This is a genomic window from Frigoribacterium sp. MCBA15_019 (genome assembly GCF_001864945.1).
GTDB lineage: Bacteria > Actinomycetota > Actinomycetes > Actinomycetales > Microbacteriaceae > Frigoribacterium.
The window spans coordinates 125315-146031 of record NZ_MJGS01000003.1; the positions used below are offsets into that span (position 1 = coordinate 125315).

The 20717-nt window shown below is 72.1% G+C and carries 22 protein-coding genes; 8 read left to right on the forward strand and 14 right to left on the reverse strand.

All coding sequences use genetic code 11. The features are described from left to right. Positions 1-29: 29 nt before the first annotated feature. From BIV04_RS07200 to BIV04_RS07215, 4 genes are read right to left on the reverse strand one after another with little or no spacing between them, the layout of a single operon-like run. Positions 30-359 carry a cupin domain-containing protein gene (locus tag BIV04_RS07200; RefSeq protein ID WP_071255461.1) on the reverse strand — a complete coding sequence of 110 codons (330 nt, stop codon included), beginning with the start codon at positions 357-359 and terminating at the stop codon, positions 30-32. 34 nt (positions 360-393) lie between these two features. Continuing rightward, positions 394-1053, reverse strand: coding sequence for a VIT family protein (locus BIV04_RS07205; RefSeq protein ID WP_255364201.1), 660 nt, complete (start codon positions 1051-1053; stop codon positions 394-396). A 50-nt stretch (positions 1054-1103) separates the two neighbouring features. After that, complete coding sequence (locus tag BIV04_RS07210) at positions 1104-3863, reverse strand: HAD-IC family P-type ATPase (RefSeq protein WP_255364203.1); 2760 nt, start codon at positions 3861-3863, stop codon at positions 1104-1106. Continuing rightward, positions 3851-4447, reverse strand: coding sequence for a DoxX family protein (locus BIV04_RS07215; RefSeq protein WP_071255534.1), 597 nt, complete (start codon positions 4445-4447; stop codon positions 3851-3853). The genes BIV04_RS07210 and BIV04_RS07215 overlap by 13 nt, the downstream gene beginning before the upstream one ends. Before the next feature lie 201 nt (positions 4448-4648). Between BIV04_RS07215 and BIV04_RS16750 the strand changes: the two genes are divergently transcribed. The 3 genes from BIV04_RS16750 to BIV04_RS07225 all read left to right on the forward strand — a co-directional run bounded on the left by BIV04_RS16750 (position 4649) and on the right by BIV04_RS07225 (position 6312). Further along, positions 4649-4894: a hypothetical protein gene (locus BIV04_RS16750; protein ID WP_143048605.1), complete on the forward strand. Its 246-nt coding sequence runs from the start codon at positions 4649-4651 to the stop codon at positions 4892-4894. A gap of 419 nt (positions 4895-5313) precedes the next feature. Then, positions 5314-5838, forward strand: a complete 525-nt coding sequence (locus BIV04_RS07220; protein WP_071255465.1) for a DUF427 domain-containing protein — start codon at positions 5314-5316, stop codon at positions 5836-5838. 33 nt (positions 5839-5871) lie between these two features. Then, positions 5872-6312 carry a hypothetical protein gene (locus tag BIV04_RS07225; protein ID WP_071255466.1) on the forward strand — a complete coding sequence of 147 codons (441 nt, stop codon included), beginning with the start codon at positions 5872-5874 and terminating at the stop codon, positions 6310-6312. Positions 6313-6361: 49 nt separating this feature from the next. Here BIV04_RS07225 and BIV04_RS07230 read toward each other — a convergent pair whose 3' ends face one another. Then, positions 6362-6952 carry a hypothetical protein gene (locus BIV04_RS07230; RefSeq protein WP_071255467.1) on the reverse strand — a complete coding sequence of 197 codons (591 nt, stop codon included), beginning with the start codon at positions 6950-6952 and terminating at the stop codon, positions 6362-6364. A 286-nt stretch (positions 6953-7238) separates the two neighbouring features. Between BIV04_RS07230 and BIV04_RS07235 the strand changes: the two genes are divergently transcribed. Further along, positions 7239-8795: an MFS transporter gene (locus tag BIV04_RS07235; RefSeq protein ID WP_071255468.1), complete on the forward strand. Its 1557-nt coding sequence runs from the start codon at positions 7239-7241 to the stop codon at positions 8793-8795. Here BIV04_RS07235 and BIV04_RS07240 read toward each other — a convergent pair. The 8 genes from BIV04_RS07240 to BIV04_RS07275 form a co-directional block, all read right to left on the reverse strand. Beyond that, entirely contained in the window at positions 8792-9334 is a 543-nt protein-coding gene (locus BIV04_RS07240; RefSeq protein WP_083396250.1) for a hypothetical protein, read from the reverse strand. The genes BIV04_RS07235 and BIV04_RS07240 overlap by 4 nt on opposite strands. Positions 9335-9353: 19 nt before the next feature. After that, entirely contained in the window at positions 9354-9833 is a 480-nt protein-coding gene (locus BIV04_RS07245; protein ID WP_071255469.1) for a heme-degrading domain-containing protein, read from the reverse strand. Between the two features lie 114 nt (positions 9834-9947). Next, entirely contained in the window at positions 9948-11171 is a 1224-nt protein-coding gene (locus BIV04_RS07250) for a glycosyltransferase (protein WP_071255471.1), read from the reverse strand. Between the two features lie 47 nt (positions 11172-11218). After that, complete coding sequence (locus BIV04_RS07255; RefSeq protein WP_071255472.1) at positions 11219-12094, reverse strand: patatin-like phospholipase family protein; 876 nt, start codon at positions 12092-12094, stop codon at positions 11219-11221. 104 nt (positions 12095-12198) lie between these two features. Beyond that, the gene (locus BIV04_RS07260) at positions 12199-13248 is read right to left on the reverse strand and encodes an MBL fold metallo-hydrolase (protein WP_083396251.1); all 1050 of its coding nucleotides are present in this window, start codon (positions 13246-13248) and stop codon (positions 12199-12201) included. Between the two features lie 94 nt (positions 13249-13342). Beyond that, positions 13343-14374: an NADPH:quinone reductase gene (locus BIV04_RS07265; RefSeq protein WP_071255475.1), complete on the reverse strand. Its 1032-nt coding sequence runs from the start codon at positions 14372-14374 to the stop codon at positions 13343-13345. A 120-nt stretch (positions 14375-14494) separates the two neighbouring features. Further along, a complete protein-coding gene (locus tag BIV04_RS07270) occupies positions 14495-15457 on the reverse strand; it encodes an acetylxylan esterase (RefSeq protein ID WP_071255476.1) in 963 nt (320 codons plus the stop codon). Positions 15458-15503: 46 nt separating this feature from the next. Further along, positions 15504-16547, reverse strand: coding sequence for an LLM class flavin-dependent oxidoreductase (locus BIV04_RS07275; protein ID WP_071255478.1), 1044 nt, complete (start codon positions 16545-16547; stop codon positions 15504-15506). 66 nt (positions 16548-16613) lie between these two features. Here BIV04_RS07275 and BIV04_RS07280 point away from each other — a divergent pair, with 66 nt between their 5' ends. Together BIV04_RS07280 and BIV04_RS07285 are read left to right on the forward strand one after the other, a co-directional pair. After that, positions 16614-17015, forward strand: coding sequence for a hypothetical protein (locus BIV04_RS07280; protein WP_071255479.1), 402 nt, complete (start codon positions 16614-16616; stop codon positions 17013-17015). 255 nt (positions 17016-17270) lie between these two features. Then, positions 17271-17888 carry a TetR/AcrR family transcriptional regulator gene (locus BIV04_RS07285; RefSeq protein WP_083396252.1) on the forward strand — a complete coding sequence of 206 codons (618 nt, stop codon included), beginning with the start codon at positions 17271-17273 and terminating at the stop codon, positions 17886-17888. A gap of 12 nt (positions 17889-17900) precedes the next feature. On the opposite strand, the gene BIV04_RS07290 is transcribed toward BIV04_RS07285, so the two are convergent. Continuing rightward, the gene (locus BIV04_RS07290) at positions 17901-19223 is read right to left on the reverse strand and encodes an MFS transporter (RefSeq protein WP_071255482.1); all 1323 of its coding nucleotides are present in this window, start codon (positions 19221-19223) and stop codon (positions 17901-17903) included. Between the two features lie 142 nt (positions 19224-19365). Here BIV04_RS07290 and BIV04_RS07295 point away from each other — a divergent pair, with 142 nt between their 5' ends. Both BIV04_RS07295 and BIV04_RS07300 read left to right on the forward strand, forming a co-directional pair. Next, positions 19366-20223 (forward strand): LysR substrate-binding domain-containing protein, encoded by an 858-nt coding sequence (locus BIV04_RS07295; protein ID WP_043594893.1) that lies wholly within the window; start codon positions 19366-19368, stop codon positions 20221-20223. Between the two features lie 82 nt (positions 20224-20305). Beyond that, the gene (locus BIV04_RS07300) at positions 20306-20710 is read left to right on the forward strand and encodes a hypothetical protein (protein WP_071255484.1); all 405 of its coding nucleotides are present in this window, start codon (positions 20306-20308) and stop codon (positions 20708-20710) included. Positions 20711-20717 lie beyond the last annotated feature (7 nt).

A 20717-nucleotide genomic window follows, 5' to 3' on the forward strand; every position in this document is an offset into this window, starting at 1 on the left:
CAACGTCCCGAGCGGTACCGTGCGGACGATCACGCCTTGACGACGGTGAGGAGGATGGCGGAGTCCTCGACGATGTCGACGGAGTGCAGGCCCTCGGGGATGGTGAGGAGGTCTCCCCCCGAGCCGTTCCAGGACACCCCGCCGGCGTGCAGCAGGACGCGGCCGGTGATCACTTGGAGGGTCGCCTCCCCGGGGTTGAGGTGTTCGCTGAGCTCTTCCCCCGCACGGAGGGCCATGAGCGTCTGACGAAGATGGTGCTCGTGCCCGCCGACGATCGTGCGGGCGCTTCGTCCGCTCGAGGCGTCTCGGGCGTGGGCCAGTTCGTGGCGGGCGAGAGCGGTCAACGATGTCTTTTGCATGATGTTCTCCGTGATCGAGGGGAAGGTGTGTGGGTCATGTGGTGACCAGGCCGAGGAGTTGCCCGATTGCCCAGGTCACGGCCATGGCGCTGGCACCGCCGATGACGAGTCGGAGGGCCGCGGTCGTCCTCTTCGCGTGGCCGAGGGCCGCGCTGGTGGTGCCCGTGACGACCAGGGCGAGCACCACCACGACGACGGTGGCGGGCACGAGCACGGCGACCGGGGAGAACAGGATCGCGGCGAGGGGGAACAGCGCTCCGGCGGTGAACGCGGTCGCGGACGCCACGGCGGCATGCCACGGGTTCGTCAGCGCGTCGGGATCGATGTGGAGTTCGGCGTCGACGTGGGCGGCGTAGGCGTCGTGCGTCGTCAGCTCCTCGGCGACCGCCCGGGCGGTACCCGGGGACAGGCCCTTGGCGCGGTAGATGGCGGTCAGTTCGGCACACTCCCGCTGGGGATCTCGGGCGAGGTCGCTCCGTTGCTCGGCGAGAAGGGCTCGTTCGGTGTCTCGTTGGGCGCTGACGGAGACGTACTCGCCGAGGGCCATGGACACTGCCCCCGCGACGAGCCCTGCGACGCCGGCGATCACGATCGGACCCCGACTCGCACCGACGGCGGCGACTCCGACGACGAGGCCGGCGGTGGAGATGATGCCGTCGTTCGCACCGAGGACTCCGGCACGGAGCCAGTTCATCCGTTGCGAGGACCGTCCGCGGGGCTCCTTCCTGCGGGTGTCGATCTGCGTCACGCGGAGGTCCGTGCCGTCGTCGTCGTGCGCTTCCGGTCTCGTACTCGTTCGGTGGCCTTGCCCGCCTCGGTGAGGAGGAAGATCGCTACGGCGATCGCTGCGGTGTAAGCCCATTCCCGCGTGCCGAGCGGGGCGGAGTGGAACCACGGGTGCATGAACGGCGCGTAGACGAACACGAGCTGTAGCGCCACGAGGAGCCCTGCCGAGATCCAGACCGCACGGTTGCCGCGCAGCACCGCCGCCCTGAGGCTGGATGCGCGGAGGAAACGGCAGCTGAACAGGAACGCCAGTTGGCCGAGCGTGAGCATGGTCACGGCCGTGGTCCGGGCCTCGGCGTCCGTGGCCCCGGCACCGAGCTCGAAGAAGAACACGCCGATGGTCGACATGGTGATGAGGGCGGTGACCCAGACGATGCGGCCGACGAAGCCGCGGTCGAGGATGCCCCGGCCCGGTCTGGTCGGCGGACGGCTCATGATGCCGGGTTCGGCGGGTTCGGTGGCGAGTGCGAGGGAGAGGGTAACCGCGGTGATGAGGTTGACCCAGAGGATCTGGGTGGGCTGCAACGGCAGGGTGAAGCCGACGACGACCGCGAGGAGCATGACGAGGGCTTGTGCCGAGGTCGTGGGTAACAGGAACAGGATCGATTTCTGCAGGTTGTCGCGGATGCGTCGGCCTTCGCCGATCGCGTGGCCGATGGTGGCGAAGTCGTCGTCGGCCAGGACGATGTCGGCTGATTCTTTGGTCGTCTCGGTGCCCTTGATGCCCATGGCGACACCGATGTCGGCGCGGCGGAGGGCCGGGGCGTCGTTGACCCCGTCGCCGGTCATGGCCACGGTCTGACCGCGCGACTGGAGGGCGGCGACGATGCGCAGCTTGTGCTCGGGACTGGTGCGCGCGTAGACGTCGACCGAGGCGGCGCGGCCGGCGAGCTCGTCGTCGCTCATCGCTTCGATCTCGGTTCCGGTGAGCACGCTCGAGCCGGCGTCGGCGATGTGCATCTCGGTCGCGATGGCGAGGGCCGTGCCGGGGTGGTCGCCGGTGATCATCTTCACCCGGACGCCGGCTGCGTGCATGGCGTCGATGGCGTGAACGGCCTCGGGTCGGGGCGGGTCGACGATGCCCGCGGCTCCGAGGAACACCATCCCTGTGGCGTAGTCCTCGGCCTGGAGCCCGGACGCGTGGAGGGTCGCGGATGACCGGGCGGCAGCGAGCACCCTAAGGCCTCGTGCTCCGAGCTCCTCGATCGTCGCAGCCCAGGCCGCCCGATCGATGGACCGCAGACGGCCGTCTTCGTCGAGTTCGTGGGTGCAGGCATCGAGGACGACCGCGGGTGCGCCCTTGAGGTAGATGGTCGAGACGCCTTCCTCGTCCTGTTCGCGGACCGCCATGGACTTCGTCGTCGCGTCGAAGGGCACCACGGCGAGACGGGTGTGCCCGTGGGCGTCGAAGGACGCCTTCGCGGCGAGGGTCTTGAGCGCTCCTTCGGTGGGGTCACCGACGACCTGCCACCCGCCTTCGGCGTCGACGAGGTGCGCGTCGTTGCAGAACGCGAACGCCTGGACGACCGCGTGGAGGCTCGTCGCCGAGGACGAGGCGGAGGAGGCGCGGGCGGTGATGGTCCCGGTCGGTGCGTACCCCACGCCCGCGACGTCGAAGGTCCCGCCGGGTGTCACGACCGTGCGAACCGTCATCTCGTTGCGGGTCAGGGTGCCGGTCTTGTCGGTGCAGATCGTGGTCACGGAGCCCAGGGTCTCGACGGCGGTGAGCTTCCGGACGATGGCGTGGCGCGAGGACATCTGCCGGACGCCGAGGGCGAGGGTGATGGTGACGAGTGCGGGCAGCCCTTCGGGGATCGCCGCGACGGCGAACCCGATGGTGGCGGGCACGAGCTCCGCGAGACCGCGGCCGTGGACGAGGTACCCGACGGCCAGCATTCCCGCGGCGACGGCGACGATGAGCAGCGAGATGCGCTTGCTGAAGGTCGCGAGTTGTCGGGTCAGGGGAGTCGCGGTGCTCTCGGCGCCGGTGACGAGTGCGTGGATGCGGCCGATCTCGGTCTGCGAACCGGTGGCCGTCACGACCGCCGTCCCCGCGCCTCCGGTGATGTGGGTTCCGGAGAAGAGCATGTCGTCGCGGTCGCCGATCCCGCTCGCCTCGTCGACGGCGTCGAGGGCCTTGTCGGACGGCGACGACTCACCCGTGAGGGCTGACTCGTCGGCGCGGAGGGTGTGCGCCCCGAGCAGCCTGGCGTCGGCGGGCACCTTGTCGCCGGGTTCGACGCGGATGACGTCTCCGGTGACGAGGTCGGCGGCTTCGACGGTGACCCATCGGCCGTCCCGACGGGCGGTGGCGCTGAGGGAGAGCATCGCCCGGATACCATCGAGAGCTTTCCGGCTTCGTCCTTCTTGCACCAGTCCGACGCCGGCGTTGATGACCGTGACGGAGAGGATCACGACCGCGTCGATCCAGTCGCCGACGACGAAGGTGACGATCGCGGAGGCGAGCAGCACGTAGATGAGGACGTCGTGGAATTGCTTCACGAAGGTGAGGAACGCCGAGGGCCTCCGCTCCGCGGGAAGCCCGTTCGGGCCCTGCTCGATCAGACGGGCTGCCGCGCCGGCGACGCTCAGTCCCTCCTCGGTGACGCTGTTCGCTTCGAGCACGGCCGCGACCGACGCTGCATGCGGCGCTACTTGAGGGGCGTCGAGGACTGCGGTGTCGGACCGGTGGGCGAGGCCCGCCATCAGACGAGCCACGGAAGGCGCTTGACGGCGGGCAGCTGCTTCCAGCGCACGCCGGCGCCCCAGGTGTCACCGGCCGAGAGGACGGCGAGGGCGACAAGGACGAGGGCGTAGATGATGTGATAGTCGACCAGGGGATTCGTCGACGCGGCGTTGGCGCCGAAAGGCCACTCGGCGAGGTACATGGCCACCATCAGGACACTGCCGACGACCGCGCTGACGCGCAGGCCGATGCCCAGCATGACAGCGGCGCCAACGCCCAGCATGGCGAGCTGGAAGAGGATGTCGCTCGCCGGGCTGGCGACCGCGGTGAAGAAGCCCTTCAGCGGGCCGACGACGCCGTCTCCGAGCAGGAAGCCCTGACTCGGGGTGCCTCCGGCGACCCAGGCCCGCGCCGCCGGCGTGGAGAACCCGAGGCCGAAGGTCTTGTCCAGGAACGCCCACAGGAAGATGAACCCGGTGGCCAGACGGAGGACGGCGAGCGTGCGGCGACCGTGTGCCCTGGTCACGCCGGTCTCGACGACCGGAACGGCGGGATGGTTGGCGAAGAACGGCGCCGACCGAGGGGCCAGACGGTCAGAGGTGGCTCGGATGGTCATGGGGGTGCCCTTCGTCATCGTGGTCCAGACGGCCACGGCCACAAGGCTCGCCGTCACACGCGAGCCCCGGCAGAGGCCAACGTCCCACCGGGCGAGGCATGACCGGACGAGACTCGGTGAGCCGACGGTTCATCGTGGATCGACGCGCGACACGGGCCCGTCACGATGCCCCTGCGCGAGGCGCTACCGAAACGGTGACCAGTGACCGGCATCGACTGTTACGACTACGAACGGTTCCGCCAATCGCTCCTCAACCGTGCCCACCGGCAGCGACTCGGGATCGACCTCTCGCAGGAGGAAGCGCTCGACGTCCTCAGCGATGACGCCGCCACAAGGCAGGAGTACGCCGCGTGGCGAGAGAGGATGGGACTGGCACCCGTCGAACCGCCACCATCTTCTTCGCGATCGCGCGTATTGTTGCGACGCATCTTCCGATTGCCTAAATAGCTCCAGTCGAGGCATGTTCTTGTGCGGCTCTTGACGTGTCCGATAGCCACACGCTTGATGCGACCTAATGCGGGCTGGTCTGTCGGGACGACCGGATCACGGTGAGTGCAGGCGAGCGGGTGGTGCCTCCAGGCGTCCGGAGAAGGATCGTCTGCCGGTCTCCCTCGAGCGGATCAGGAGCCAGCTGCTGCTCCATGGTTCGACGGACGTGCGGTTCGTCGGTCAGGGATCAGCCTCATGGTGGCGTCGGGCTCATTCGGCCATCGCAACCGGCCACGAGGGCGACGGCTGACCCGGGAGGAACGACCTCCTGGACGATGCGCCGATGGGGGCTTCGCTGATCAGTCGCCCGAGGGCAGAGCCGTACGTTCTCGGGCCGCCGGGTGCGTCGTCCCAGCCCCGCGGCGCATCATGGGCTCATGCCCGCCTTCCGTCGCCCGTCCCGCCCCGCCCACCCCGTCCGCGTCGAGCCCGGCCCCGGGCAGGAGTCGGTCTGGGACTACCCCCGCCCGCCGCGCGTCGAGCCCCGGAACGAGCGCGTCGTCGTCCGTCTCGGCGGCGTCGTGGTGGCCGACACCACGGCCGCGATCCGCGTGCTCGAGACGAGCCACCCGCCCGTGTACTACCTGCCCCGCTCCGACTTCGCGCCGGGTGCCCTGTCCAGGGCCGAAGGTCGCAGCCTCTGCGAGTTCAAGGGCCAGGCCGGCTACGTGGACGTCACCGGTGGGGGAGTCGTGGCCCGCCGCTCCGGCTGGTTCTACGCCGAGCCCTGGCCCGGCTACGAGTCCCTCGTCGACCACGTCGCGATCTACCCGGGCGCGATGGACTCGTGCGAGATCGACGGCGAGGTGGTCCAGGCGCAGGAGGGGGACTTCTACGGCGGCTGGATCACCGCGAACCTGGTCGGTCCGTTCAAGGGCGCGCCCGGCACGATGGGCTGGTGAGGACGGGACCCTCGACAGGAGGAGACTGGTCGGATGTCGAAACGTCCCCGCCCCCGTCCCACGTCCCTCGCCCGCACCCTGGGGCGCATCGCCCTCGGCGGTGCCCTGGTCTTCGCCGGCACGAGCCACCTCACGTTCGCCCGCGAGCCGTTCCAGGCCCAGGTGCCCGAGTGGCTGCCGCTCGACGACGACTTCGTCGTGCTCGCCTCCGGCGTCGTCGAGATCGGGATCGGCGCGGCCCTGGTCGTCGCCCCGAAGCACCGTGTGACGGTCGGCTGGATCGCGGCCGCCTTCTTCACCGCGATCTTCCCCGGCAACATCTCGCAGCTCGTCACGCACACCGACGCGTTCGGTCTCGACACCGACGGCAAGCGCGCCTTCCGCCTGATCTTCCAGCCGCTGCTCGTCCTGCTGTCGCTCTGGTCGACGGGTGCCTGGCGCGACCGTCGCAGCATCGGCCGCCGCGCGAAGTAGGCACGACCGGTCCCCGACCCGACGGGCCTCCGACCCGAGGAGGCGCGGCTCAGCTCGACAGCTCCGCCACGACCACCTCGGCGTCGGGGAACCACCTCGTGTAGTGGTCGGGGTCGGCGTTGACCTGCACGGCGTGCGCCGCCTGGGTCGGCGTCAGGTCCTTCCAACCCGGGATCGCCACGAGCTTCGTGAAGAAGCTGGTCGCCGCCGTGTACGGGTCCATCCGCTGTTCGTAGGTGCCCCACTGGCCGTTGTCGCGCTGCTGGAAGAGCCCTCGGCTGTCGGGCCCGACGGCGTCGCCGTAGTCGATGTTCCGCAGGCTCGACTCACCCATCGCGGTCATCACGCCGATCGCCTGGGTGTGTTCGCCGATGCCCTGCGCCCGGGCCGCCAGCATGATGTAGGCGGCGTTCACGAGACGGTCCTGGCAGTAGCCGGCGACGGGCCCGGCCGGCACCTCGATGTCGCCGACCATCACCGGGTCGACCTCGGGGCAGACCGGGGCCGGCGTCGACGTGATCGCCGTGACGCTCTCGTCGCGGGGTGCGGTGAGGGCCGAGACGACCATGGCGATCGCGACGACGAAAGCGACGAGCCCGACGCCGAAGACGACGGAGACGGCGATCAGCACGCGGCGCACGGTGGGCCTCCTGGGGTCGGGTGGTGTGGCGATCAGGGAGTGGCGACCGGCACGGAAGTCGTCCTCGACGATAGGCGATCCGCTCGGGAGTTCCTTCCCCACCGCCTGGGTGATCGGTGGGCCTCCCTCCGAATGCCCTGGCAATCCGCCGCCGAGATGCCGGTAACGTTGCCCGCCGTCGACCCGACCACTCAGGCCGCGGCAGCCGGGCCCCGCCCCTCCGCAGCTCGATCGCCGAGGCGCCCGTCCGAGTGACCGGCGCCCGAGATCCAGAGGAACGTCGTTCATGGGAACCCCACCCACCCCTGCCCGCGAGACCCGTCCCGACCGCCCGACCCGCGCCTCCGGACGGCGGAGTCCGAGGCGTCTGCGCGTCGACGACGTCACGGTCGTCGACCCGGCGATGATGAAGCGCGCCATCGGGGGCACCGTCGTCGGCAACACCATGGAGTGGTACGACGTCGGCGTGTACGGCTACCTCGCCGTCACGATGGGCCGGGTCTTCCTGCCCGAGGCCGACCCGTCGCTGCAGATCCTGTTCAGCCTCGGCGTCTTCGCCTCGACCTACGTCGCTCGTCCGCTCGGCGGGGTCGTCTTCGGGCGCCTCGGCGACCGGGTCGGCCGCCAGAAGGTGCTGGCGACGACACTCATCCTGATGGCGGGCGCCACCTTCCTGATCGGCGTCCTGCCCGACTTCGCCGCGATCGGCGCCCTCGCCCCGATCGCCCTCGTCGTGCTCAAGCTGCTGCAGGGCTTCTCGACCGGCGGCGAGTACGCCGGGGCGACGACCTTCGTCAGCGAGTACGCCCCCGACAAGCGACGTGGCTTCTTCGCGAGCATCCTCGACCTCGGCAGCTACCTGGGCTTCGCGCTCGGCGCCGCCGTCGTGTCGGTGCTCCAGCTGCTGACCACCGAACAGCAGATGCTCGACTGGGCCTGGCGGCTCCCGTTCCTGCTGGCCGGCGCGCTCGGGGTCGTCGCGATCTACTTCCGACTGAAGATCGAGGAGTCACCCGCGTTCCAGGCGACCCAGGACGCACAAGAGAGCAAGGTCGGCGAGATCGCCGACGCCCAGGGCCGTCCGCGCAACACCCTCGCGCTGATCCGGCAGCACTGGCGGCCCATCGTCATCGCGATCGGCCTCGTCGCCGCGTCCAACACCGTCGGCTACGCGCTGACCAGCTACATGCCGACCTACCTGACCGACTCGCTCGGCTACGACCCGCTGCACGGCACGCTGCTGACGATCCCGGTGCTCGTGCTGCTCGCCCTGCTGCTGCCGGTGGCCGGACGGCTCAGCGACCGCATCGGTCGTCGTCCCGTCATGTGGCTCGGCGCCGCGTCGGTGCTGCTGCTCGCCCTGCCGGCGTTCCTGCTGATCGGACTCGGCAGCATCGCCACGACCCTCGCCGGTCTGTCGCTGCTGGCCGTCAGCGTGGCGCTCTGGGTGTCGAGCCAGGCGTCGTCGCTGCCCGCACTGTTCCCGACCGCCAGCCGCTACGGCGCGATGGGCGTGTCGTACAACGTCGCGATCGCCGTGTTCGGAGGGACGACGCCGCTGATCATCCAGGCGCTGCTGCAGGCGACGGGCAACGAGCTCGTGCCGGCGTTCTTCCTCATGGCGACCTCGCTGGTCGGAGCGGTGGCGGTCTGGTTCATGAAGGAATCGTCGCAGCGGCCCCTGCCGGGGTCGATGCCGAGCGTGGCCACCGAGGCCGAGGCGCACGAGTTGGTCGAGTCGCAGGACGCCAACCCGAACATCGACCTCGAGGACCTGCCCTTCCTCGACGCCGAGCCCGCCGCGCCCGAGCCCGCGCCGGCTGCGCAGGAGACGGCCCGCTAGAGCAGCTCGGCGCGGTCGGCGAGGTACGCGGCGAGGTCGCGGACCTCGCCGGCCGCCGTGCCCCAGCGCACGAGGGCACGTCCGTCGCGGACGAGGAGGCGCTGCTCGCCCGCCTGCAGCGCCCCGGTCGACAGGTCCACCGGCTCGTACCCGTAGTTGACGACCTCGCCCTCGGCGAAGTGGCCGCGCACGGCGGCTCGCCGCTCGGCCTTGCGCTGCTCGACCTGGGCGGAGAGGTGCTGGGAGCGGGTTGGCGTCACGGCACGCGTGATGCGACCGGTCTCGAAGACGCGGCCGTCGGTGCCGAGCAGCAGCACGCCGAGGCGCCAGGCACGCCCGGCGGGCTCGAGCGACTCCACCGTCTTCACCACGACGATGCGCCGGGCGGGCTTGTACCGGGCGAGGGCCTCGGTGCGCGCGTCGCGGGCGGCCAGGTCGGAGGCCGCCCGTTCGACGAGGGCGCGGAGCGACGCGGCCGCCTGGTCGTCGGTCGGGCTCTCGGGGGCCGGCACCGCGCCTCCTGCGGTCGGATCGATCACGGGATCGTCGGCGAGGGAGTCAGGCGTCGTAGCCGTGGTCGAGGAAGTCCTCGATCACGTCGACGACGAACGCGTGGTCGTCGGCCTGCGGCAGGCCCGAGACGCCGGCCGATCCGACGACGCCGACGCCGACCACCCGGACGGGGAACAACCCGCCGTGCGCGGCGTAGAGGCCGGTGTCGAGGCGCGACTTCTCGTCGAAGCTGCCGCCCTGCACCCGGAACGACTCGCCCACCCGGTACGAGCTCTGCCCGTAGCGCTCGACGACGCGGGCCTTGCGGTCGAGCCACTCGTCGTTGTCGAGGCTGCTGCCGGGCAGGGCCGCGTGGAACGCCCGCTGTCGACCGTGTCGCACGGTGACGGCGACGGCGAGGTCGCGGCGCCGGGCCTCGGCCAGCAGGTGGGCGCCCAGGTCGAGGGCGACGTCGAGGGTGAACCGCCGGAAGACGAGACGCTCTTCTTGCTCGATGAGGGTCTGCAGCAAGGTGTCGTCGGTCATCGGTGGCCTCCTGTGGTGGTCGGGCGGTCTGCGCGGGGATGTGCCGGCGCCTGGACGCGGCACGGTCAGAGCCTAGGCCCGGCCCCCGTCAGTGGGCTGGTGGGCGGAGTGACGTCAGGCCGAGGCCGCGACGCAGGGCGACCCCTGCCGGGCCAGCAACCCGCAGTAGACGCCGACGAGGTCGTCCGCCGAGCGCGACCACGGGTGGTCGAGCGCGTGGGACCGGGAGGCGCGCGAGAGCCGGTCGCGCAGCCCCGAGTCCGCGAGCACCTGCGTCAGGGCCCGGGCCCAGGTCTGCGGATCACGGAGCGTGAGCACGATGCCCGTCACGCCGTCGACCACCGACTCGCGGAGCCCGCCCGACGCCGCCGCGATCACGGGGACGCCGCTGGCCGCGGCCTCGAGGGCGATCAGCCCGTAGGTCTCGGAGTGCGAGGGCACGAGCACGAGCGACGCGTCGCGGAGCAGCGCGGCGAGGCCCGGCCGCGAGCGCGGGCCGAGGAAGTGCACGGTGAGGTCGAGTTCGTCGCTCAACGCGCTCAGCTCGGACTCGTAGCCGGCGAACTCGGTCGAGGCGCCCCCGGCGATGACGAGCTCGGGGCGGACCTCGGCGGGGACGGCCGCCACGGCGCGGATGGCGAGGTCGGGGGCCTTGAGGGGTTCGAGCCGACCGGCCACGACGACGTAGGGGCGGGTCGGAGCGGGGTGGTCGGCCGCGGCGGGGTGGAACAGCTCGGCGTCGACGCCCGGCAGCACGACGTGGACCCGGTCGGCCCGGCCGCCGAGTCGGGACGTGACGGTCTCGGCCTCCGCGTGGCTGATGGCGACGACGGCGTCCGACTCGCGGGCGAGCATCTCTTCGCCGGCGAGGCGGCCCGGGGACTCGGCGCGTTCGCCGTGCGAGAGGGGGGTCGAGTCGTGGGCGGCGATCGAGTGGAAGCTCTGCAGGTGGGGCACGCCGAGGGCGCGGGCCACGGGCAGGGCGGCCATGCCCGAGAACCAGTGGTGCGAGTGGACGACGTCCCACGGCCCGAGCTCGGCGAGCCGGTCGCGGAACTCGTCGACGAAGAGCTCGTTGCGACCCTTGGTGACGGGCTCGGCCGGGCCGGCGTCGAGGAACCGGAGGGTCACGCCCGGAGAGAGGGCCAGGCTCGCGGGCTCGTCGGGCGAGGAGCGACGGGTCAGGATCTCGACCTCGTGCCCCGCGGCCCCGAGCGCCTCGGCCTGGTTGCGCACGACGACGTTCATGCCGCCGACGTCACCCGACCCGGGCTCGGCACCGGGGGACGTGTGCAGCGACACGAGGGCGATGCGGAGCGTGGGGGAGGCGGTGGTCACTTCCCGAGGGTACCGGCCCGCCGTCCCCGCGGTCTGCCCGTCGGAGGTCAGGCGACGCCGCCCGACCAGAAGGCGCGGACGTCGTCGAGGACGGCTTCGGCCTGCCGACGACCGGCTTCGGCGGCAGGGCGCCGGGTGCTCGTGGCGAGCACGTCGGTGCCGAACGCCTGCAGGGATTCGGCGTCGGCCTCGACGACCAACACGTCCCGGCCGGCGGCGCGTCGGGCGGCGACGACCTGCGGCAGGGTCGGGCCGAGCGGCGAGACGTCGAGTTCGGGGCCGCACGACAGCACCAGCACCCGGTCGTAGTCGTCGGCCAGGTCGGCGTTGGTGCCCGAGCGGACCCCGCCGTCCATGGTCGGGCGGCCGTCGACCTCGACGGTGGGCCAGACCACGGGCACCGAACAGCTCGCGGCCACGGCGCGGTACAGGTCGACGCCCGAGTCGGCGTCCAGCGGGCGGAACGTGCCGTCGGTGGCGTCCACGGTGCAGACGGTCAGGGCCGCGTCGGGCCAGGCGGCGCCTCCGAAGCGGTCCCGCATCGTCGTGACGAGCTCGGGTTCGTCCGCGACCACGGGCGTCTCGCCCGCCAACGCGCCGATCCGGGCCCGCGCCTCCTGCTGACTAGTCGCCCCGGCCAGGGCCTGGCCGAGCGTCTGCTGGAACACGTCGGGGTCGATGGAGCCCGACGGCAGTTCCGTGACGGCCTCGAACTGCTCGCGCAACCCCTCGTCGACGCGGCCGAGCCGCACCATCGTGCCGACGACCGACCCGGCCGAGGTGCCGACGACGAGGTCGGCGTTGTCCACGGGCACGCCGGCCTCGAGCAGTCGTGACAACACGCCCAGCTCCCACGCGATGCCGGTGATGCCACCGCCGCCCAGGACGAGGGCGGTGCGGGTGGGGGTCGTGGTCGTGCTCATGTCTCTCCTCGGTCGTGGTGGCGGTCCGGGCAGGAGGCGCGGTGCGTCCCTCGGGGCCGCGCTCGACAATAGGCCGGTCGCCTCGCGACGTCCTCGGGCAGGTGTCAGGCGGCGCGCAACTCGTCGGCGCGGCCGAGGTCTTGCACGTGCCACTCGGTCTGGGCGAGCGCCGAGCCCAACCGGTAGCCGTGCAGTGAGGCGATGCCGCCGCTCCACGACATGCGCTCGGCGACCTGCCAGACCGTCGGCCGGTCGAGTGCGTCCAGGGCGGCGGCGGCGTCACGGCTGCGGTCGGCCCGGTGGGCGATGAGGGCCTCGGCTCGCTGCCGGAGTCCCGTGAACCGGAACTCGTGACCCGGGCACACCTCGAGGGCGTCCGGGCCGTCGACGTCGAGGGCGACCACGCGGTCGAGCGAAGACAGGTAGTCGGTCAGGGGGTTGGTGCCGGTGCGTCCGCCGAGGCCGATCCCGGGGTTGATGCGCGGCAACACGTGGTCGCCCGTGAAGGCGAGTCGCTGCTCGGGCTCGACGAAGCAGAGGTGGCCCGCGGTGTGACCCGGGGTGTGCACGGCGCGCAGCAGCCGTCCCGCGATCGGCAGCACGTCGCCGTCGTCCAGCAGCAGGTCGGCGGTGACCGCGGGCAGGTGGCGACCCGACCCCCAGGAGGCGACCAGCGCCTCCTGGTCGTCTCCGGGTGCGCCCCAACGGGCGATGTCGGCGTCGGCGGCCACGGCGTCGGACGTTCGCTCGCCCAGCGCGCGCTGCTCGGCGGCGTGCAGGGCGATCCGGGCGCCGGAGGCTCGGCGCAGCGCCTCGGCGCCGCCCAGGTGGTCGGCGTGCAGGTGGGTCACGGCGATCAGGTCGACGTCGGCGAGCGTGTGGTCGACCTCGGCGAGGGCGGTCTCGAGCCGGTCGAGGTTGGCGGCGACTCCCCACCCGGGGTCGATGACGGTCAGGGCGCCGTCCGAGCCCTCGACGACGTAGCCCAGCGAGTGGTCGTCGATGCCGTCGCCGAACTCGAACGCGACCGACCAGACGCCGTGCCGGACCTCCTCGACGGGTGGCAGCTCGCCGCGGCGGACGGCCTCGGCCTGCACCGGGCTGAGCGGGACGGGAGGTACAGGAGGCGCGGGTCGGCGGGCGGCGTCGGTCACCCCGCGAGCCTAACTAGCGCCGCCCACCACCCGCGCCGTGCCCTTCGACGCCGCGCCCCTCGACGCGGCGTCCTTCGACGCCGCGCCCCTTCTACTACTCGGCGGAGACCTCGATCAGCACCTTGCCGACCACGTCGCCCTCGACGGCCTCGTGCGCCGCCGCGGTCTCGGCGAGCGGGAAGGTGTGCAGCGGCAGGCCGGCGGCCTCGCCGACCGGCAGGACGCCGTCGCGCAGGGCCGCGGTGACGTCCTCGACGGCCGCCTGCAGCGCCTCCTCGCCCACGGTGTAGAGCAGGACGAACTGGAACCGGGTGTTGGTGATCATGTTCGCCCGGATGGGGATGGTCGTCGTGTCGCCGCCGTTGTCGGCGTAGATGGCCACGGAGGCGCGGTGCGCGACGACCTCGGACAGCAGGTCCGCGTTCTGCGAGATCGCGACCTCCACGACGACGTCGACGCCGTCGGGGGCGATCTCGCGGATCCGGGTGGCGGCATCGTCCGTGCGGTAGTTGACCACGTGGTGGGCTCCGGCGGCCGTGGCGAGGGCGGCCTTCTCGTCGTTGCTGATCGTCGTGACGACGGTGGCCCCGGCCCAGCGGGCGAGCTGGATGGCGGCGTGGCCGACCGCACCCGCACCTCCGGCGACGAGGACGACGGCGCCGTCGAGGCTGCCGGGGGTCAGGCGGCTCGGGCCGTCCTCCCACACGGTGAGCGCGCGGTGGGCGGTCATGGCGGGGACGCCCAGGCTCGCACCGACGTCGAGGCCGACGCCGTCGGGCAGCGGGACGACGCGCGAGGCGGGCAGGACGGTGAACTCCTGCGCGGTGCCGGTGGGGCGCTGATGGGCCGAGAGGTAGGTCCAGACGCGGTCGCCGACCGACAGGCCGGTGACGCCCGCGCCGACGGCGTCGACGACGCCCGAGCCGTCCTGGTTCGGCGTGACCTCGGGGAACGGCAGCGTCTCGCCGGGGCCGCCGCCCGCGCGGGACTTCCAGTCGGTGGGGTTGACGCCGGAGTACACGACGCGCACCCGCACCTCGCCGGCGGCGGGTTCGGGCAGGTCGCGGTCGACGAGCTGCAGCACGGTGGGGGCGGGTCCGGTCTCGGAGTACACGATCGACTTCATGTCCGGAGCCAACCAGACCCGGCCTCGCCGTGTTCCCGCCCAGGACGCCACCGAGTGGAGACGGCACCGCTGCACGTCACGGTGCCGTGTCCACTCGGGGGTGTCGTGTGGTGCGCGGGCTCAGGCCCCGGCGCCGCGGAACAGGGCGAGCGCCAGCAGGTCGTCCTCGAATCCGCCGCCTTCGTGCCCGTTGTACGGCCAGACCGTGATGTCGGCCGCCCCGGCGTACGCGTGGAACGCGCCGAACACCGTCGACGGCGGGCAGGTCGGGTCCATCAGTGCCGTCGTGAACAGGGCCGGGGCCGCGGCCCGCTTCGCGAAGTTGACCCCGTCGAAGTAGGCGAGCACGTCGTGCACCGAGGAGGCGCGGTGTCGGTGGACCGCCAGGTACCGTCCGACCTCTTTGTACGGGTCGGCGTCGGTGATGACGGTCGCCCGCCGGAAGTCGCAGAGGAACGGGACGTACGCCGCGACGGCGCCGAGGTCGGGGACGAGTCCGGCGACGGCCAGGGCGATGCCACCGCCCTGGCTGCCGCCGACGACGGACACCCGGGAGGCGTCGACGACCTCGAGCTCGCGGGCGGCCTCGACGGCCCGGACGGCGTCGGCGAACACCCGCCGGTAGTAGTACGTCTCACGCGAGTCGATGCCCCGCGTCATGACGCCGGGGTGGGCGGGCCCCGAACCGTCGGGGTCGGGGGTGGCGCCGAGACTCCACCCCGAGCCCTGACCCCGGGTGTCCATCTGCAGGTGGGCGAACCCGGCGGACGACCAGAACAGGTTCTCGACGGCGGCACCGCGCCCGCCGCCGTAGCCGACGAACTGGACGACCGCCGGCAGCGGACCCTCCGCTGCGGCGGGCACGCGCAACCAGGCCCGCACGGGCTGACCCGCCCACCCGGCGAAGGTCACGTCGTACACGTCGATCGTCGTCAGCCCCGTGTCGACCCGTTCGACCCGCAGGTCGAGCGGGTGCGCCCGCGTCTCGGCGAGGGTCGTCGCCCAGAACTCGTCGAAGTCGTCGGGGTCGGTCTGCGTGCTGCGATACTCCCGCAGGGCGGGCTCAGGCAGGTCGGTGAACATGCCCCTTGTCTACCGCAGCCCGTGGCGGCAGCCGAGGAGGCGCGGCTCAGCTCACGCGCGCCAGGTTCGGCTCCCAGCCGAAGGCCGGGGCGACGTGGTCGGCCACCGTCTGCAGCAGGCGGGCGTTGTAGGCGACCCCGAGCTGGTTCGGCACGGTCAGCAGGATCGTGTCGGCGTCCCGCACCGCGGCGTCGGCCGCCAACTGCTCGGCGATGACGTCGGGCTCGCCCACGTAGCTCTTGCCGAACCGCGACTGGACGCCGTCCAGCAGCCCGACCTGGTCCTGCGAGTCGGCCTGGGCGCGGACGCCGAAGTAGCGACGGTCCTCGTCGGTGGTGATCGGGATCACGCTGCGGCTGACCGACACCCGAGGTTCACGCGTGTGACCGGCGGCGCGGTAGGCCTCGCGGTACAGCGCGATCTGCTCGGCCTGCAGTTCGTCGAACGGCACCCCGGTGTCCTCGGTCAACAGGGTGCTGCTCATCAGGTTCATGCCCTGCTCGCCGGTCCAGACGGCCGTCGTGCGGCTGCCCGACCCCCACCAGATGCGCTCGCCGAGGCCGGGGGAGTGCGGTTCGACCGAGAGGCCGTGCGACCAGCCGGTCATCTTCGGGTCGGACTCGGCGACGTCGGCGCCGTCGATCGCCGCGCGGAACAGCTCGGTGTGCCGGCGGGCGAGGTCGGCGTCGCTCTCACCCTCGAGGGGGACGTGGCCGAACGCCTCCCAGCCCCGCAGGGAGGGCTCGGGTGATCCACGGCTGACGCCGAGCTGCAGGCGACCCGCGCTGATCAGGTCGGCGGCCGCGGCCTGCTCGGCCATCGAGAGCGGGTTCTCGTAGCGCATGTCGATGACTCCGGTGCCGAGTTCGATGCGGCTCGTGCGTGCGGCCATCGCCGCGAGCAGCGGGAACGGGTTGGCGGCCTGGCGCACGAAGTGGTGCACGCGCACGGCGGCCACGTCGACGCCGATCTCCTCCGCGGCCTCGGCCAGCTCGATCGACTGGACCAGCGCCTCCCGGGCGGTCGGCGTCGCCGAGCCTCGCACGTCCTGGTAGTGGCCGAACGACAGGAACCCGATGCGCTTCTTCATGACCGGGCGAACCCCGGACCCGGTCCGGCCATTCCGCTCGGCGCCCGTGCTGGGTAGCGTGGGGCCGTGGAGAACCGCTTTCGCATCGACGGTGACGAGCTCGGCATCGACCTGCGCGCCTCCTCGGTCACGCTCGCAGATGACGGCGTCGTGGACGCCCGCATCGTCGCGGGGCGGGTGCCCGAGGTGGCGGACTGGTCCGACGAGCCGCCGTCGCTGGTGTTCCGTGACGTCCCCGTGAAGTTCGACGGTGCCACCTTCGGCGCCACGGTCGACGACGAGCTGCTCGACGAGCACGAGATCGTCTTCCGGCTCGGCGAGAACCTCGACGTGCACGGGGTGCTGAGCCTCGGCGCCGGCGATCGGCTGCGCTTCGTGGGCACGACCCACGTCTCGGGCGAACCGAAGGCGTGGCGCCTGGACGTCTCGATCGGCTTCGGCGGGTCGGCGCGACGCACCGCGATCTGACGCGGGTCGCGGTCGACACCAGGAGGCACGGGTCGACCCCTGGGGACGGCCCCCGTCGGCGAGCGAGGTGCGGGGTGCGCGCCCGACCTGACGACGTGGTGAGGGTCGGACGGTCGCGCACCCGCGCGGTCTCCTGATGCTTCGGGTTCACCAGGCGATCACGATGGTAGCGCTTGGATACTCACCGGTATGCGCTTTCTCCGGCGACGGCGCGGGTGACTTCTGAGGATCACCCGCACCCGTTAGGGTCGCACCATGGCCACCAGCGCCGGGGCTCCGGTTCCCCGCATCCCACGAGCCGAGGTCAAGCAACGGTTGCTCGACGCGGCGGGTGACCTGTTCTCGCGACGCGGGGTCCACGCGACCACCCTCGACGACGTCGCGAGGGCCGCCGGGTTCAGCAAGGGCGCGGTCTACTCGAACTTCTCCTCGAAGGACGATCTTGTCCGCAGCCTCATGCGGCGCGAGACCGACGGTGCCCTCGGCGCCCTGCAGGGCATGTTCTTCCCGGGCACCTCGCTCGACCAGTTGCCCGAGAAGATCGGCACGGCGTTCGCGCCCTACGGCCCCGGACAGGTCGAGGACTTCGCGCTCATGAGCGAGTTCCGGGCCCACGCCCTGTCCCACCCCGAGGTCATGGCCGACTTCGTCCGCCAGCGCCGCGAGGTGCTCGACGCCCTGCACGGCCTCGTCGAGGAGGTCTTCCAGGGGCAGGCCGTCCAGGTGACCGGGCTCGAGCCGCGGACGTTGGCCCGCGTGCTCATCTGCATCACCCTCGGCGTCGCCTTCGACTGGCCGGCCACGGGCGAGCAGGCGGCCGGCGAACTCATGGGTGACGTCGTCGCGGCCCTCACCCGCGGCGCGCGGCCCTGACGCCAGCCCCGCCTAGCGCTGCTCGATCGTGACGACCGGAACGTGCCAGCGGGTGCGCACCTGCAGGGTCAACTGCCCCCGGCGGGCGAGCACCAGTGCCGTGACGGCAGCGGCGACGGCGGGCACGCCGCCCGAGACGATCATGCCGACGTGCGTGCCGAAGGTCTCGACGATCACGCCCATGAGCGGTCCGCCGATCGCCTGCCCGCCGAGCAGCACGAGGATGTACAGCGACATGACGCGCCCCCGGATCGCGATGTTGCTCGACATCTGCACCAGCTGGTTCGCGGCCGTCAGGAACAGCAGCGACGCGAGCCCGACCCCGACGAGCACGACGGCGAACGGCACGAGCGACGGCATCGATCCGGCCACGGCCTGCAGCACGCCCGTGACGAGCACGCCCAGCACGATGGTGCGCAGCCGGATCGTCGCACGCCGCGTCGACAGCAGGGCGCCGGTCAGGGCCCCGACGGCGATCATCGAGTTGAAGAGGCCGTAGCCGCCCGGGCCGACGTCGTAGACGTCCGCCGCGAACGACGCCAGCAGCACGGGCATCGTGAGGCCGAACACGGCGTAGACGCCCACGAGCACTACGGGCACGACGATCGTCGGCTTCGAGCGCGCGTAGGCGAGGCCTTGCCGCAGCTGCCCGCGGCCTCGCGCGGACGAGGTGACGCGCGTCATCTGCGCCGTCCGCAGCATGGTCAGCATCACGACGACCACGAGGCAGGCGACGCCGTTGACCACGAACGCCCAGCCCGCGCCGACCGCCAGCAGCAGCACGCCGGCGATCGCGGGGCCGACCATGCCGCCGAGCTGGAACACGCTCGAGTTGACGCTGATCGCGTTGCGGAGGTGGGTGTGGCCGACGAGCTCGGTGACGATGACCTGGCGGGCCGGGTTGTCGACGACGGTCACCAGGCCCGTGGCCAAGGCGATGGCGAAGACGTGCCAGGCCTCGACCACGCCCGCGAGGGTCAGAGCGGCGAGCCCCAGGCTGAGCACGGCGAAGACGCTCTGGGTGACGAGCATGAGGGCGCGCTTCGAGAAGCGGTCGACGACGACTCCGCCGAGCAGTCCGAAGAAGAGCATCGGGGCGAACTGCATCGCCACCGTGATGCCGACGGCCGTGGCGCTGCCGGTCAGCTCGAGCACCAGCCAGTCCTGGGCGATGCGCTGCATCCACCCGGCGGTCATCGCCACGACGTTGCCGGCCGTCCAGAGGCGGAAGTTCGGCACGCTCAGGGCGATGAAGGTGTGCCGCCACGGCGGGCGGGCGGTGCTGATCGGAAGAGGGGCGGTCGGGGGGAAGTCGGTGCGGGGCGGGGCGGACATCACGTTCCTGCGCTGGTGGTTCGGTTCACGGTCTGCACCAACGGTAGGGCCGGCCTGGTCATTCGGACCCCGGTGGGGGATGATCAATCACATTGGCTTCGTGAATGACGAGGTCTCGAGTCGGAATGACGAAGGAGGCGCGGTGTACGACCCCACGCTGCTCGCGACGTTCCTCGTCGTGGCCGAGACCCGCAGCTTCACCCGAGCCGCGCAGCGCCTCGGCATCAGCCAGCCGACCGTCAGCCAGCAGGTCGGGCGGCTCGAGAAAGCTGCCGGCCGCACGCTCGTCGCCCGCGACACCCGGGACGTGCGCCTGACCGACAACGGCGACGCCATGGCCGGCTTCGCGCGGACGATCCTCGCCGCGCACGCCGCCGCCGAGAGCTACTTCAGCGGCTCGGCCATGCGGGGCCGCCTGCGCTTCGGTGCGGCCGACGACCTCGCCATCACCCAGCTGCCCCGCATCCTGCGCCATTTCCGCCAGCTCTACCCGCAGATCAACCTCGAGCTCACGGTCAACCAGTCCGCGCCCCTGCGCCGCCGACTGGCCGCCGGCCACCTCGACCTGATCTTCGTCAAGCAGACGGCGGGCGAGTCCGACGAGGGCACCCGCGTCGCCGGTGACGCCATGGTCTGGATCGGCCAGGAGAAGCTCGTCGTGGAGCCCGGCCAGCCCGTGCCGCTCATCGCCTACCAGGCGCCCAGCCTCAGTCGACAGATGGCCATCGACGCCCTCGAGCGCGCCGGCCGCACCTGGCGGATCACCTGCAACACGCGCGACGTCAACGGCGTCCTCGCCGCCGTGCGCGCCGGCATGGGGGTCGCCGTGTTCCCGTTCTCGCTCATCCCCACCGACCTCGTCAAGGTCAGCGACCGGTTCTCGCTGCCCACCCTCGGCGACGTCGACTACGTGCTCGTCGCCAACCCGGGGGCCGCCCGCGAGCCCGTGGACGCCCTCATGTCGGCGATCACCAGCCGGGGCGTCAGCCGCGCCGTCTGAACCGGGCGGTGCGGTCGCACCGACCGGCCGCCCCGGCGCGCCGCCCACGCCCCACCCCGGGAGGCGCGCGCAAGATGGTCGCATGAGTCACCGCCCCACACGTCACCAGAAATCCACCGCCCGTCGGGACGCCCGCGTCCTCGCCGCGATCCTGGGCGGTTCCGGCCTCCTGCACCTCGCGAAGCCCGCGGTCTACGACGCGGTCGTCCCGAGGAGCATCCCGGGCCCGGCCCGGTTCTGGACGATCGGCTCCGGTCTCGCCGAGGTCGGCATCGCCGCCGCCCTCCTCGTCCCGAGGACACGTCCGGTCGGCGGGCTCGCCGCCGCCGCGCTGTTCGTGGCCGTGTTCCCGGCGAACGTCTCGATGGCCCTGCGCGCCGTGAAGAGCGAGCGGGCCACGACGGGGCGCACGGCCGTCACCCTCGTGCGGCTGCCGTTGCAGGTGCCCCTCGTGACGCGCGCCCTCGGCGTGCACCGCGCCTCCTAGGCCCTTC

Bases quoted from the DNA above. Each gene is read 5' to 3' on its own strand.
- BIV04_RS07200 (WP_071255461.1), bottom strand. From the start codon at position 359: ATGCAAAAGACATCGTTGACCGCTCTCGCCCGCCACGAACTGGCCCAC.
- BIV04_RS07205 (WP_255364201.1), bottom strand. From the start codon at position 1,053: ATGAACTGGCTCCGTGCCGGAGTCCTCGGTGCGAACGACGGCATCATC.
- BIV04_RS07215 (WP_071255534.1), bottom strand. From the start codon at position 4,447: ATGACCATCCGAGCCACCTCTGACCGTCTGGCCCCTCGGTCGGCGCCG.
- BIV04_RS07220 (WP_071255465.1), top strand. From the start codon at position 5,314: ATGCCCGCCTTCCGTCGCCCGTCCCGCCCCGCCCACCCCGTCCGCGTC.
- BIV04_RS07225 (WP_071255466.1), top strand. From the start codon at position 5,872: ATGTCGAAACGTCCCCGCCCCCGTCCCACGTCCCTCGCCCGCACCCTG.
- BIV04_RS07235 (WP_071255468.1), top strand. From the start codon at position 7,239: ATGGGAACCCCACCCACCCCTGCCCGCGAGACCCGTCCCGACCGCCCG.
- BIV04_RS07245 (WP_071255469.1), bottom strand. From the start codon at position 9,833: ATGACCGACGACACCTTGCTGCAGACCCTCATCGAGCAAGAAGAGCGT.
- BIV04_RS07255 (WP_071255472.1), bottom strand. From the start codon at position 12,094: ATGAGCACGACCACGACCCCCACCCGCACCGCCCTCGTCCTGGGCGGC.
- BIV04_RS07265 (WP_071255475.1), bottom strand. From the start codon at position 14,374: ATGAAGTCGATCGTGTACTCCGAGACCGGACCCGCCCCCACCGTGCTG.
- BIV04_RS07270 (WP_071255476.1), bottom strand. From the start codon at position 15,457: ATGTTCACCGACCTGCCTGAGCCCGCCCTGCGGGAGTATCGCAGCACG.
- BIV04_RS07275 (WP_071255478.1), bottom strand. From the start codon at position 16,547: ATGAAGAAGCGCATCGGGTTCCTGTCGTTCGGCCACTACCAGGACGTG.
- BIV04_RS07285 (WP_083396252.1), top strand. From the start codon at position 17,271: ATGGCCACCAGCGCCGGGGCTCCGGTTCCCCGCATCCCACGAGCCGAG.
- BIV04_RS07290 (WP_071255482.1), bottom strand. From the start codon at position 19,223: ATGTCCGCCCCGCCCCGCACCGACTTCCCCCCGACCGCCCCTCTTCCG.
- BIV04_RS07300 (WP_071255484.1), top strand. From the start codon at position 20,306: ATGAGTCACCGCCCCACACGTCACCAGAAATCCACCGCCCGTCGGGAC.